Source organism: Streptomyces rubellomurinus (assembly GCF_000961885.1).
Taxonomy (GTDB): domain Bacteria; phylum Actinomycetota; class Actinomycetes; order Streptomycetales; family Streptomycetaceae; genus Kitasatospora; species Kitasatospora rubellomurina.
Window position 1 is genome coordinate 62641 of sequence record NZ_JZKH01000035.1, and the last position, 12656, is coordinate 75296.

Consider the following 12656-nt stretch of genomic DNA (forward strand, 5'->3'; position numbering starts at 1 on the left):
GCCGGAACCGGGATCATCACCGGACCAAACCGGCCGAAGAGGTACGACGGCCCATCTACCCGAATCATCCTCGCGCTATTTTTCGATTTTCGCAAACAGTCCTGCTAGCATGGCTTGCATGCCGAACACCCCCGACCGCGTCCGCGAGCTGATCCAGGCGTCGGGGCTGAGTCAACGTGATTTCGGCCTCCGGATCGGGCTCGACGACTCCAAGCTGTCCAAGTCCCTGAGCGGCAGCCGCCGATTCTCGTCGCTTGACCTGGCGCGTATCGCCGAGCTGTGCACCGTGACAGTCGACTGGCTGATCACCGGTGAGGAGCCTCCGCTTGCTCTGGCGGCACGGACCACCGGCGGTAGCGCCGGCGAGGCGATCCGCGCGGCAAGGCGGTACAGCACGCTCAGATCAGACATGGCAGCTATCGGTTTCCCGCAGCCGTGGCGGCCTGTCCTTCAGGATCCCGCTACAGGGAACTGGACGGAGCGGGGTCGCCGTCTGGCCACAAGCGCACTAGGGGCCGTAGCTCGCAGCGGGCTGTCCGTACAACAGGAGGACCTCTCGAAGCTGGTGGAGGAGGTGTTCGGGGCCGATGTGGCGGTCGTCGAGGTCGGCCCCGACTTCGACGGGCTTGCCGCCGCATCGAGCGACGCGAAGATCATTTTGCTTGCTACCTGCCACCTCCCCTCTCGGCAGCGGTTCACCCTGGCCCACGAACTTGGCCACCTGCTGGCGGGTGACAACCAAGAGCTGCACCTCGATAACGACGTATTCGACAAGGTGTACGCGAAGGAGCCGAGCGAAATCCAGGCCAACGCCTTCGCCGCCGCCTTCCTCATGCCAGAAGAGGAAATGCGCCAGGCCGTGGGCGCGACCGGTCTCACCGAAGCATCTTTCGCTGCTCTGGCCTGTGACTGGATGGTGACCCCTTCAGCTCTCGCGTATCGACTACTGAACCTTCGTCTGATCGACGCCGGCGCCTGCGAGCGCTACAAGGCCATCACCTCGGCCAATGCGGCAGCCCTGGCTGGCCGCGGTGAGGAGCTCGCCCGACGAACCGTCACCACAAGCAGCTCTAGACCCCCAGGACTCCTCGTGCGCGACACCTACGCAGCCTACGAGGCGGGCGAAGCCACGCTCCGCCCGTACGCTGGCCTTCTTGGCAGGGATGTTGACGCGCTCAGGCGCGATCTGGAGACGGGAAGCGAGGCTCCCAGCTCCTCGTGAACGCCTACTTCTTCCCCGACAATACGGTGCTGTGCAACTTCGCTTCGGTGGAGCGAATCGATCTGCTCAAGGCAGTACTCGACGAACGCGGACGATGGACCGCCGCAGTCGCCTACGAAGCGCACCGGTCCGCATCCGTCCTACCCTCCCTCGGCAACCTCACAGCTGATGGCTGGCTCGGCGAGCCAATCGAGATCACCAGGGACGTCGATGTCCAACAGATCAACCGCATCCGCCGCACGGTCTTCGGCGGCACCGACGACGAGCCGCTGAAGCACCTCGGCGAAGCTGAGACCTGCCACGTCATCCTGAACCTCGGGGAGTTCGCGGGCTCGTGGTGGATCTCGGATGACAACGAGGCACTCAGGTACGCACGACTCAAGGGCATCACCACCCGCGAGACAATCGATCTCATGGCCATCGCGGCTGTGAACGGGGATATCACTGCACAGGACGCTTACGCGTTAATGCGGGCTATGGCCGACCAAGGTCGGCACTTGCGGCTCCCCACGTCCGCGGCTGACCTCCTGAACTGACTGTTGCCAGGCGTACCTGGCTCGCTACGCGGGACCGGCCCGGCGGGCGGCAAAGAGGATGTGTGTGCCGCCGTCGCGGGCGCCGAGGCTGGCGCAGGCGGTGGTCTCGTAGGTGAGGAACTGCTCCCAGAGTCCCGGAGAACGTTCGATGTCGGCGAGTACGGCCGGGTCCTCGAGGCTCGCCCAGTTACTGGCCGATCCGGCGAGGGTCTCGCCGCCGGATTCGGTCACGAGGGCGGTGAGTTGTTCCCAGGTGAACATGCGGCAGACGTGGGTCATGCCGGGTACGTGGCGCAGGTCGCCGGTGCGGATGACTGCATCGGTGACGTCGGCGCCGTAGCGGATAGCGAGCTGGGTGGCGCCGGGGAAGCGGGCTCGCCAGCTTCCCCACAGGGACATGACCGAAGCGACCACGACGCCCCTGGGCTTCACGATGCGGAAGAGGCCGGTGAGGGCCTGGTGTTCCTGGTCGAACGCGTACGAGAGCGGGCCTCCGTAGGCGAGGACCAAGTCGAACGCGGCGTCGGGGAAGCGGCTGGTGTCGCGCACGTCGAGGGTGTGGCGGGCTTCGATGGCGTGCTCGTGTCCAGCAGCGGTGACGTTGATCTCGTTCAGGTGGAGTTGGACGGGTGAAATGTCGGTAACCACGACGCGAGCGTCGTGTTCGGCGAGCACCGTCGTGAAGCGGCCTGGGCCCGCTCCGATCTCCAGGACTCGCTGATCCTTGCTCAGATATTGGTCCAGGAAGTGGCGGTGGATCTCGAAGGAGACCCGACCGGCGACGTCCTTGGTGAGCCGGTCGTGCTCCGCCTCGCCGAGGGCGTCGTAGTAGCGGCGGATGGCTTCGACGGATTGATCGCTGCTGGGCGTCTCATCCGGTGTGTCGGCCATCTGCCTCCGTCCGTGTCATCAGGGACGCCGCTCCGCATGGGGGCTCTGACCTGTGCTTCTCAAAACGGAGCGATTCGGGCAGGGCTCCGCCACTAGAATGCGTTCCCCGTCGTGATGTCGGCGTGAGCGCCGCCGCGACACTCCGCAGTTTCACCGAGAGGACGGTCTCCGGTCCCATGCGTTGGTCCCAGCTGTACGTGCCCACTCTCCGGGAAGACCCGGCGGACGCGGATGCGGTGAGCCACCGCCTGCTGGTGAGAGGAGGGTTCGTCCGGCAGCTCATGGCCGGCCACTACTCCCTGCTGCCGCTGGCCGTGCGCGTCCGCGCCAAGATCGTGGACATCATCCGCGAGGAGATGACCGCGATCGGTGCCCAGGAGTTCGTCCTGCCCGCCCTGCACCCGGCGGAGATCTGGCAGCGCAGTGGTCGCTGGGAGGTGATGGGCGAGGAGATGTTCCGGCTCAAGGACCGCAAGGGTGCGGACCTGGCGCTCGGCATGACGCATGAGGAGATCTTCACCGTCCTGTCACAGGAGCTGAAGTCGTACCGGGACCTGCCGCAGATGTGGTACCAGTTCCAGACCAAGTTCCGCGACGAGGCCCGCCCGAAGAGCGGCCTGCTGCGGGTGCGCGAGTTCACAATGAAGGACTCGTACAGCTTCGACATCGAGGCCGGCGGCCTCGACCGCTCCTTCGACCTGCACAAGGCCGCCTACGAGCGGATCTTCGCCCGCCTAGGGCTGCCCGCAATCCCGGTGCAGGCGTCAAGCGGCAGCATGGGCGGCAGCGCGTCGGTGGAGTTCATGAGCCCGTCGAACGCCGGCGAGGACCTGGTGGTCCGCTGCCCGGGCTGCGACTACGCGGCAAACACCGAGAAGGCGACCTCCGCGCTGCCCGCCGTGGTGGACGGCCCTGGTCTGCACGCCCCGGAGCGGTTCGACACCCCGAACGCGCGCACCATCGAGGAGCTGTCCGTCCAGCACAACGTGCCGGCCGAGCGGCAGATCAAGACGCTGGTGTACGTGGTCGACGACCAGCTGACCCTGATCCTGGTCCGCGGTGATCACGCCCTGGTCGAGCAGAAGCTCATCGACACGCTCGCCGCCAAGGCGGTGCGGCCCGCGACTGCGGAGGAGATCCAGGCGGCGCTCGGCGCCTCCCCCGGAAGCCTGGGCGCGGTCGGTATCGCCGAGCTGCCCATCCTCGCGGACGAGGCCCTGCGCGGCCGGACCGACATGACCACGGGAGCCAACACCGACGGAGTCCACCTGCGCGGCGTGTCCATCGAGCGGGACATCGCGGTGCAGCGCTGGGCGGACCTGCGCGAGGTGACTGCCGGCGAGCCCTGCCCCCAGTGCGGTACACCGCTGGAGGTGGTGGTCACCATCGAGGTGGGCCACATCTTCAAGCTCGGCCGCAAGTACACCGAAACCCTGGGCGTGACCGTGCTCGGCCGGGACGGCGAGCGCGTCGTCCCGATCATGGGCAGCTACGGCATCGGCGTGGAGCGAGCGCTCGCCTCCATCGTGGAGACACACCACGACGACAAGGGCATCGTCTGGCCCGTCTCGGTCGCCCCCTTCGAGGTGGCCGTCGTCATGCTCGGCACCAGCGACGAGAAGGTGACCGAGGCCGCCGAGACCCTGTACCGGCAGCTCCAAGGCGAGCGGGTCGACGTGCTCCTGGACGACCGCGACGAGCGGCCAGGGGTGAAGTTCCGCGACGTCGAGCTGATCGGCATCCCCTACCGGATCACGGTCGGCGCCCGCGGTCTGGCCGACGGCACGGTCGAGGTCACCACCCGGGCCACCGGCGAGACCCAGTCCGTGCCGGTGGCCGAGGCGGTGGAACACGTCCGCAAGCTGCTGACAGCCGCTGTGTGAGTCGTCGGCTCGTCAGCCGGTCGCCCGGTGGAACGCCTCGGTGAGGAGCGTTTCCGGGTAACAGCGAAGGATCTTCGCGACGCTGCGCGCCTGGGTCTCGTAGTGGCCCATGGCGCGCAGCTTCGCTTCCAGAGCATCGCCCACCTGCATCCGCAGGGTGGCCGGCAGTCGCATCGCCTCGACCTGGCGGGGGTCCAGGAAGCCGGGCCTTGCCGGTTCGGTGTACTGGATCGTGCTGGTCACCAGGAGCACGTCCGGGCTGGCCTGGTAGCGGTCGAGCGCGGCGAGGGCGATCCGGTGTGCGGCGCGGTGGTCCGGATGGCCGTTCATCCCGTTGGGCGGGAAGGCCACCACTCGATGGGGCTTCCAGCGGCGCAATGCCTCCAGGACGAGAGTTGTCCCGGTCGCCTCGTGGTCGCTGAGGCCGCCGTCGGGCAGGTCGTGGACCTCGGCGCACGTGACTCCGAGTGCCTCGGTGGCGCGACGGAGCTCCTGCTCGCGAAGGGCGGGCAGGTCCTCTTCGGTGCACATGCCGAGGGTCCTGCCCGCGCCTCCGCGGGTCAGGGTGACTGTGACCGTCGTACCGCCGCGAAGGGCGGTGCGGTGGAGGAGTCCGCCGCAGTGCAAGGTCTCGTCGTCGGGATGGGCGACAACGACGAGCAGGTCGGCGACCGTCATGCCGGCACCTCCTCGACAGCGTTCTCCAGCGCGGCCAGGCGGTCGAGAATGTCGGCGTCGCTGACATTGCCGATCAGGTGCCGGCGGTCGTTGGCGTCCTCGCTGTGCCAGACGATGGCCTGCGACTGCTCCGGTGTCCACACGAGGCCAGCGGAGTCGATCAGCAGGTAGCGATGCTTGCGGCCACCCGCGCTCTTGGCGGCGATCCTGACGTGTCCGGGCGCGTTGTCCCGGGCAACGGCAACGGCGCGCTGGAACTCGCCTTCGCTGATGAGGTAGCGCTCGCGGTTTCGGTGCCCCAAGGGCCCGATCGGCATGAACTGGAAGAGCTGCCACTCCTCGATACCGACGAATCCGCTGAGCAGCCCGGCGATCTCCGCGATGTCACCGCTGTTGCCGCTGTGGACGACGGTGTTGACACAGATCCGGGCTCCGACCTTGCCCAGGAGGGATAAGACCGCCAGCTGGGAGGCGACGGTCGCGTGCCGGCGAAACTGCTGCTGCACGGCGTCGGTGCTGCCGTCGAGCGGGATGCCGATCAAGTCGCTGACGGCGACCACATCGTCGGCCGCGACCTGGTCGACGGCACCCGTGCCCATGAAACGGATCCGGGCCGTGCCGAGGAAGGCGGTGCCGACGGTGTCCAGGTGGATGCGGAGGCCCAGGTCGTGGAGGCCCGTGAGGAGCGGGATGATGTCGGGCCGGGTGAGCGGGTCGCCGCCTCCGACGGTGATCTTCTCGATGCCGAACCGTTCGCGTAAGCCAGCCGCGAACCTGAGCACTTGGGACGTCTCGGTGACCGTGCGGCCGAAGTAGTTGTAGCAGCCGGGGCAGGCCACGAAGCAGCTCTTGCCCGCGCTGAGGATGACACTGCGCATGATGCCTCACTGGCGGTAGTGGGGTCGGGAGTTGAGCAGTGCGACGCCGAGCGGATCAGCCCTGTATGGCCATCCGGTAGGCGGCTTGGTAGCCGTCCGCCATCCGGCGGGTCGAGAACTCCGAGGCGACGTGCGCGCGACAGCTGGCGCGGTCGATCGTCGGCAGGCGGCAGATCGCGTCGGCCATCTCCTGGGCGTTCTCGGCGAGGAAACCGGTGATGCCGTCTCGGACGAGCTCGGGGGCGGCCCCGGCGCGCAGGGAGACCACAGGCGTGCCGCAGGCCATCGACTCGATCGGCACGAGTCCGAACGGCTCCGGGATGAGCGAGGTCATCAGGGTGGCAGTGGCGCCTGCGAGGAGTGCGGTCTTCTGCGGGAAGTCGAGCTCACCCAGGAAGGCCACCTGGTCGCCGTTCACGTGAGGCTGGACCTGCTGCTCGAAGTACGCCCGGTCACCGGGCTTGATCCGGCCGGCGATCTTCAGCCGCAGTCCTGCGCGGCGCGCCGCCTCGATGGCGACGTGGACGCCCTTCTCGGGTCGGATCCGGCCGAGGAACACCAGGTACGGCCACGAGTCGACCGCTTCGGTGCCGAAGGGGAAGGCTTCCACGTCGATGCCGTGGTGGACCGTGCGGAGGTAGTTGAGCTCTGGCAGGTGGGAGCGCTGGTCGCCGCTGATCGCCACGTAGCGCTCGGCGGCGAACCGGCGGAAGAGCGGCGCGTTGTCCTCGTTGAAGAAGCAGTGCACGGTGTGGACCACCGGAGTGCGCAGACCGTGGAGCGCCGGAATCGCCAGACACCCGGTGTTGGAGTGGACGTGCGAGTGGATGACGTCGAACTCGGAGGCGCGGTCGCGGACCTCCTGGAGCTGGAGCATGCGGTAGACCTCGGGCTCGCAGACGCTCGGGTCCGCGTGCAGAGCCGTCGTACCGATGCTGTGGAGGTTGCCGGCCACCTTGGAGTCACCAGAGGCGAAGACGGTGACGTCGTGCCCGTCGAGGACCTGGGCCGAGGTGAGGTCGGCGACCAGCGTCTCGACGGCCCCGTAGCCCCGGGGAGGGACGCTCTCCCATAAGGGGGCCACATGTGCGATGCGCATACGTTCAAGCTCCTCTCGACACGGCGACCCGCCGTTGCGGCGGGCCGCCTGCGGCAGTTGGGAACGAGGGCCGTAGCCCGGAACGGCCGGCTGTTCGGCCGTCGGCGAGGTTCGCTCGGCTTCAGGCGCGCGTGTCAGCGCCGAGCTCGGGTACCTCGGTGAGGAAGTCGCGCACCTCGTCCGCGCAGCGACGGATCTCCTTCTCATGGGAGTCGAGGGCGAACAGCGTGAGGTAGCGTGCGATGTTGGACTCGTAGATCCGCGGGTTGATGCCGTGAGCGGCCATGGTGTCCGGCCACAGCGGGAGCATCCACATGTGGAAGTGCGGCCGGTCGAGCTTCTCCTCCTGGTACATCTGCACCGCCGCCAGGCCCAGCCGCTCACGCATGGCTCGCCGGACGAAGTGCGTCACCCGCCCGAGCCGTTCCACCAACGGCAGCTCCATCTCGTCGAGAGCGCCGATGTGCGGACGGACGCCGACGACCATGAAGCCGGGCACTGCCCACTCCGCGTCCTGCCTGACGGTGATGACGCCGTCGTCGTACACGGGGGCGAGGATGTCGGGCAGCTCGCGTTCGGCGAGGTTCATGAAGCAGCCCCGGCAGGTGTCCTCGTGGACGAGGCGGCTGGGGCCTCCCAGGAAGTCGAGGTACCGGTAGCCGGACGGCGGGTCGGGCAGGCATGGCTTCATAACGGACTCGGGCACGGGGTCTCCATTCAATTCGGCTGGTTGTGGGTTATTTGGGGTGTTTCGGACGCGCACAGGCACGTCGCTGACCCAGCGGTGAAGCCTTGAGGGCAGCGTCGAGCACGCGCAGGACGTCAGGACCAAGCTCGGCGGCGGCGCGGTCTGCGTGGGTCGCCGGGTTAGCCAGCGCTGTCGCGGCTGTCTACCCAGAGCCGTCGCCCGCGCAGAATGAGCGCAGGGCAGGTGAAGTGGCGTCGACTCAGCAGAGGCAGCAGGGTGACGCGATGAACGGCGAGCGCCATGCGGACTCCGGTGCCGCACAGCTCCAGTTCGTAGCCACCGCCGTCGTCGATCGCCTTGATCACGGAGGGAAGGACGGAGTGGTCGCCCAGCCACCTCCGTAGCTCTGCATCCGTGCTTCGACTCAGCGCCTGGCTGACGCCGGCAGCGGCTCGCCGCAGGTGCTTGTACGCGGCCTCCGCGTTCGGCAGTACCTCCCAGTCGAAGAGCTGGGCCAACTCAGTGCCGTGCACGTCGAAGTACGAGGTGCACCGGTAGAGCACGCCTGGGCGGGTCATTCCGAGCCCTTCAGGCTGCGCGACAGGCAGGGTGGGTGCCGACGTCATGCGGCGCTCTCCTCCTCGTAGGGCCTTGATGCCTCGGGGCCGAGCCGGAACCAGACCTGCTTGCCTGTTCTGCGCGGCTTGGTGCCGAACCCATCCGCCATGGCCGCGAGCAGGAACAGCCCTCGTCCGCCGACTTCGTCGTCGGCCGGCTCTCGGATCACCGGGAAGGTCCCGTCGAAGTCGCTGACCCCGACGAAGACGCCGGTGTCCGTCTCCGACAGGACGAGCTCGCAGTCACCGCGGGTGTGCTTGTAGACGTTGGTGAGCAACTCCGTGACCCCGAGCTCGGCGACGAAGCTCAACTCGGCTTTGCGCCATAGCCGCAGGTGCGCGCGGACGATCTCGCGTACCGGTTCCATGTGCTCGGGCCGGACGAGGGGGAGGCTCATGCGATACCACCTCCGCTCGGTCGGCCTCGCGACTTCGGGCGGGTCGCTCGGCTCCCCTGCGTTGAGGCAGGCATCCGGAGAACCGAGTGACGTCACATCAGTTGCTGTGCTCTCGGTCCTCATAGCTGAGTACTCCTCAAGCGGTGCAGATCACTTCGGGCAACCAGGTAACCGCTGTTGAGTAATCGGGAGTAATGTCGGTGGGGGTGTCGAAGGGTGTCACTTCCGCTACCGATCGTGCTGGGGGCCACGGCGATGAAACCGGTGAACGCCAAACTCGAGCAACTGCTGGAGCAGTCCGGCATCAGCCGGGGCGAGCTGAGCAGGCGAGTTCGTGCGAAGGCGAAGGAGTGGGGCCAGCCCCACATCGCGCCGGACACGACGAGCGTCCGCCGCTGGCTGGGAGGTGAGATTCCACGCCAGCCGGTGCCGGACATCCTGGCCGACGTGTTCTCCGCCGAACTCGGCTACCGGGTCACTACCTACGATCTCGGCCTCGCCGACGCCCCGTCCGCCGATCGCTCACTGGTGTACAACTCCTCGTACGCGGCTACCGTGGAAGCCGTCACCAACCTGGGGAGAGCTGACGTGGACCGTCGCAAGTTCCTGGCCATGGCCCCGTTCGCCGCTGTCGCGGGCGTCGGGCCCTCGCGTGACTGGCTCTTGAGCACGCTGGATCAGTCCCCAGCCCCTGGGCCGCAGGTGCGGTTGGAAGACGTGACGGCTGTCCGGAACATGTTCGGCGCCTTCCAGCAGATGGACATCTTCCAGGGCGGCGGCTCGGGCCGACTGGCGCTCGCCCAGTACATGAACGCCCACGTCTACCCCCTGCTCCGTCGCACCTACACCGAGCAGGTTCGGCGGGCACTGTGCGAGGCCGCCGCCGAGCAGACGTACCTCCTCGGCTGGATGGCCTATGACAACGGCGAACACGGCACCGCCCAGCGCTACCTGATCCAGTCCCTCCGCCTCGCCGAGGAATCGCACAACCCCGCGCTCGGCGCCCACGTGCTGGCAGGCATGGCCGACCAGGCCACCCTCCTCGGCCACCCTGACGAGGGCCGCCGACTCGCCCAAGCCGGCCGAGCCGGACTCTCCGGGGTCTCCTCGCCCGCTTGCCTGGCCGATCTCTGGGCGCTGGAGGCTCGCGCCCTGGCCAAGCTCGGAGACAAGGTCGGCGCCGCTCAGGCCATCATCCGCTCCGAGGACGCCTTCGAGCGGGTCCAGTCGGATCAGGAGCCCGAGTGGGCGAAGTTCATCGACGCCGCCTACCTCCACGGCGAGCACGCCAACACCTTCCGCGACCTCGACCAGCCCGACCACGCAACCGAGCACGCCCGCCTCTCCATCGACCACGCCCGGCAGCAGAAGCGTGCCCGGCGCGGCGCGATGTCCCAGGCGGCATTGGCCGTCTCGCACCTGCAGCGCAATGACCTTGAAGCCGCGCACGCTGCCGGTGTACGGACTCTCTCGCTCACCAAGCAGGTGCAGTCCTCCCGCGCCATCGAGGCGGTCCAGGACCTCCAGCGCCGCATGGAGCCGTTCGGCGGTCACCGTCTGGTGGTGGACTTCGCGGAGCGGGCGCGGGAGCTCACTGCTGCGGCGTGATCGCTCTCACCATCGCAGCACTTGCTACTGGTGCGGGAGCTCGCCGAGTAGGCGGGCTCCCGTGAGGGTTCGGTGGCGGTCATTGTGGTCAGCGACGGCGACGGTTCTGTGCACCTCTGGACTCGCGCACGGTTCGGCACCTCAGCCGGTTCGTGAACCTCGGAGGGTGGGCACGTTCGATCGCCGTCGATGCCGCAGGCACCCACCTCGCGGTGGGATCGGGTACCGAGGAGATCCACGTCCGCGACGCTGGGCCGGTCAGTCCCGAACCCGCCGATAGCCGAGTAGAAGGACGACTCTGAGCATGCCCAGCGCACCCGTGATCCTGAGCGGTACCCCCGGCTCGTTCGCCCGGGACGTCTTCCACGAGCGGCACCCGAAGCTCGTCCAGCAGGTGCTCGACGCACTGCCGTACGGGCCGAGCGAGCGGGTCGCGATCGCGGAGCTCCTCGCCGAGAGCACTGACGGTGTGCTGCAGCCGCTCAGCATCAGTGCCCACGATCACCAGCAGTGGCTGGAGTGGGGTGAGGGCCTGTTCGGACGGCCGTGGGGCGATGCGCCGTTCCTGTGGGCCGAGAGCTACTTCTACCGCAGGCTGCTCGAAGCCACCGGCTACTTCCGGCCCGGGACTTGGCAGGGCATCGACCCGTTCGCACCGTTCAAGGACGCCGAACTCTCCGGCCCGGCCGTCGCCGCCGAGCTGGCAGCCCTCGGCGACCTGCCCTCGGGCTTCACCGACAAGCGAGCCGCCGCGCTTCTCTCCTCGGCGCTCTGGGGCAACCGCGCCGACCTGAGCTTCCAGATCACGGCGGAGGCCGGAGGGTCGATCGCGTCCGACCTGGTGGCCGACGACAGCGAGTCGCTCTGGGCCGAGCTGGAGCGGGCCAAGGGCGGGCGTGTCTGCATCATCGCGGACAACGCCGGCCGGGAGCTCCTGCCGGACCTGGTGCTGGTCGACCACCTCCTGGCTTCCGGCCTGGCGGCACAGGTCGTCGTGTACGTGAAGCCGCAGCCGTACTACGTGTCGGACGCGATGATGGCTGATGTCCTCGCCACCGTCGAGCGCCTGCGCACCGCCACCACGGCGGCTGCCGCGACGATCGGCGAACGGCTGTGGCGAGCGATGAACAGCGGCACGCTCGTGATCCGCACGCACCCGTTCTTCTGCGCACCACTGCCGTTCCACGACATGCCGGCCGACCTTCGGTCCGAGTTCACCGGCGCGGCGATGACGATCCTCAAGGGCGACCTCAACTACCGTCGGCTGGTGAGCGATCAGCTGTGGCTGCCCACCACCGCGTTCACCGGGGTGGCCAGCCACTTCCCCTCAGCCGTGACGGCCCTGCGGACGCTGAAGTCGGACGTGATCGTCGGCGTGGATGCTGCCGTCGTCGCTCAGCTCGACAGCGCCGGGACGCCGTGGCGTACCAACGGCCGCCACGCCGTCATCCAGGTCGACCTCCGCCGGTAGTCGAAGCGCCGTCCGTGTGCCCTGCTGTCCTCGCTCGTCTGGGCGTGACGCGGCAAGCGTCGGAGGTGAACAGTGGCGGGTGCGGCGTGGACCTCAGTCCAGGTTCCAGGTCGTTCCGGCGAGGAGGCCGTCGAAGGCGAGGGCTCTCATGGCGGTGTCGAAGTCGTCCCACTCGTGCTCGGGTTCGACGTAGTGCAGGTCGAAGTCGGCGCGGGTGAGGTCGGGCTCGCGCCATTCGTGGGCGCAGCGGCAGCGGACGAAGATCTGGTCGTGGACGGCGAGGAGGAGCCAGTCACGGCGGGCGCCGCAGCCGGTGCAGGTGATGGTGATGCCGCGCGGGTTGAGCTCGGCGGGGTGCGGGACGGCGCGGATGACGGCACGCGCGGGTTCGGGGGCGGGGTTGTAGAAGTCGTGGTCGTAGTCGGTCATGCGGTCCCTTCGGGTCGGCAGCGGGGCAGCAAGGGACCATACGACGTGCGCTGCCGGAATGGATCCCTCCCAGCGAGAAGGACATCGAATCGACACCGTCACCTTGCCGCAGGGTAGTTGTGGCGCTCCGGCCAAGCAGGGCTTCCTCGCGAAATCCCGGCGGTCTGCTTTGGCTGGGTTCTGCTTTCGGCGGCGGCTGACGGGTGTCGTCCGTGCGGGGCGAGATTGGCGGGTGGGGGCGGGGGGGGGGGGGGGGAG

The 12656-nt window shown here is 68.2% G+C and carries 13 protein-coding genes; 5 read left to right on the forward strand and 8 right to left on the reverse strand.

Annotated features, from left to right (window positions below):
* Positions 1-118: 118 nt before the first annotated feature.
* Positions 119-1222 (forward strand): ImmA/IrrE family metallo-endopeptidase, encoded by a 1104-nt coding sequence (locus VM95_RS18555; RefSeq protein ID WP_052707434.1) that lies wholly within the window; start codon positions 119-121, stop codon positions 1220-1222.
* On the forward strand, positions 1219-1758 hold the full coding sequence (locus VM95_RS18560; RefSeq protein WP_045698156.1) for a PIN domain-containing protein: 540 nt from the start codon (positions 1219-1221) through the stop codon (positions 1756-1758). The genes VM95_RS18555 and VM95_RS18560 overlap by 4 nt, the downstream gene beginning before the upstream one ends.
* Positions 1759-1782: 24 nt before the next feature.
* Here VM95_RS18560 and VM95_RS18565 read toward each other — a convergent pair whose 3' ends face one another.
* A complete protein-coding gene (locus VM95_RS18565; RefSeq protein ID WP_045698158.1) occupies positions 1783-2649 on the reverse strand; it encodes a class I SAM-dependent methyltransferase in 867 nt (288 codons plus the stop codon).
* 176 nt (positions 2650-2825) lie between these two features.
* Between VM95_RS18565 and VM95_RS18570 the strand changes: the two genes are divergently transcribed.
* The gene (locus VM95_RS18570) at positions 2826-4532 is read left to right on the forward strand and encodes a proline--tRNA ligase (RefSeq protein WP_045698160.1); all 1707 of its coding nucleotides are present in this window, start codon (positions 2826-2828) and stop codon (positions 4530-4532) included.
* Positions 4533-4544: 12 nt separating this feature from the next.
* Here the strand turns inward: VM95_RS18570 and VM95_RS18575 are convergent, their stop codons facing one another.
* From VM95_RS18575 to VM95_RS18600, 6 genes are all read right to left on the reverse strand, one after another.
* Positions 4545-5210 (reverse strand): PIG-L deacetylase family protein, encoded by a 666-nt coding sequence (locus VM95_RS18575; RefSeq protein ID WP_045698163.1) that lies wholly within the window; start codon positions 5208-5210, stop codon positions 4545-4547.
* Entirely contained in the window at positions 5207-6088 is an 882-nt protein-coding gene (locus VM95_RS18580; RefSeq protein WP_045698165.1) for a radical SAM protein, read from the reverse strand. The genes VM95_RS18575 and VM95_RS18580 overlap by 4 nt, the downstream gene beginning before the upstream one ends.
* Positions 6089-6143: 55 nt before the next feature.
* Entirely contained in the window at positions 6144-7187 is a 1044-nt protein-coding gene (locus tag VM95_RS18585) for a glycosyltransferase family 4 protein (protein ID WP_045698168.1), read from the reverse strand.
* 121 nt (positions 7188-7308) lie between these two features.
* A complete protein-coding gene (locus VM95_RS18590; protein WP_157882141.1) occupies positions 7309-7893 on the reverse strand; it encodes a hypothetical protein in 585 nt (194 codons plus the stop codon).
* 161 nt (positions 7894-8054) lie between these two features.
* On the reverse strand, positions 8055-8501 hold the full coding sequence (locus tag VM95_RS18595) for a hypothetical protein (RefSeq protein ID WP_045698173.1): 447 nt from the start codon (positions 8499-8501) through the stop codon (positions 8055-8057).
* Positions 8498-8890 carry an ATP-binding protein gene (locus tag VM95_RS18600; protein WP_045698175.1) on the reverse strand — a complete coding sequence of 131 codons (393 nt, stop codon included), beginning with the start codon at positions 8888-8890 and terminating at the stop codon, positions 8498-8500. Before VM95_RS18600 ends, VM95_RS18595 begins: the two co-directional genes overlap by 4 nt.
* Positions 8891-9127: 237 nt before the next feature.
* On the opposite strand from VM95_RS18600, the gene VM95_RS18605 reads away from it, so the two are divergent.
* Both VM95_RS18605 and VM95_RS18610 read left to right on the forward strand, forming a co-directional pair.
* Positions 9128-10498: an NsdA family TPR-like regulatory protein gene (locus VM95_RS18605; protein WP_482259533.1), complete on the forward strand. Its 1371-nt coding sequence runs from the start codon at positions 9128-9130 to the stop codon at positions 10496-10498.
* A 304-nt stretch (positions 10499-10802) separates the two neighbouring features.
* Complete coding sequence (locus VM95_RS18610) at positions 10803-11969, forward strand: damage-control phosphatase ARMT1 family protein (RefSeq protein ID WP_045698177.1); 1167 nt, start codon at positions 10803-10805, stop codon at positions 11967-11969.
* A 93-nt stretch (positions 11970-12062) separates the two neighbouring features.
* On the opposite strand, the gene VM95_RS18615 is transcribed toward VM95_RS18610, so the two are convergent.
* Positions 12063-12398, reverse strand: a complete 336-nt coding sequence (locus VM95_RS18615) for a hypothetical protein (protein ID WP_052707436.1) — start codon at positions 12396-12398, stop codon at positions 12063-12065.
* Between the last annotated feature and the right edge of the window lie 258 nt (positions 12399-12656).